This is a genomic window from Streptomyces fildesensis (genome assembly GCF_016107395.1).
Lineage (GTDB): Bacteria > Actinomycetota > Actinomycetes > Streptomycetales > Streptomycetaceae > Actinacidiphila > Actinacidiphila fildesensis.
This window is the reverse complement of sequence record NZ_JAAIKO010000275.1, coordinates 1-281: the sequence shown is the minus strand read 5'-3', so window position 1 is coordinate 281 and position 281 is coordinate 1. Positions and strand designations below refer to the sequence as shown.

The 281-nt window shown below is 67.6% G+C and carries 1 protein-coding gene; it reads right to left on the bottom strand.

Translation table 11 applies throughout. From position 1 onward, the window contains the following. Positions 1–132 precede the first annotated feature (132 nt). Positions 133–281 (bottom strand): glycoside hydrolase family 15 protein (locus tag C6N31_RS46490; protein ID WP_368860206.1); only part of this gene is annotated, 149 nt, incomplete at its 5' end.

Sequence of the window (281 nt, the reverse complement as noted above, 5' to 3'; positions counted from 1 at the left end):
GGGTGCGTCACTGGCTGGGGCGCACTGCGGCGCCGATCGCCTGCAGGCCATAGAAGTGGTTTGTCGGCCACCGACCAGCGGCGGAGACTTACCCCGGCCTGTCGGGGAGCCACAAGAGCAGGGCACCGTCTGCTATCTCGGCGAGCTGCCTTCTGCTTCGTGGATGGCGCGGGCGGCGTTGACCAGGCCAATGTGGCTGAGGGCCTGCGGGTAGTTCCCAAGAGCCTCGCCCGTGGCGCTGGAGACTTCCTCAGCGAGTAGGCCCACATCGTTGGCTTGGG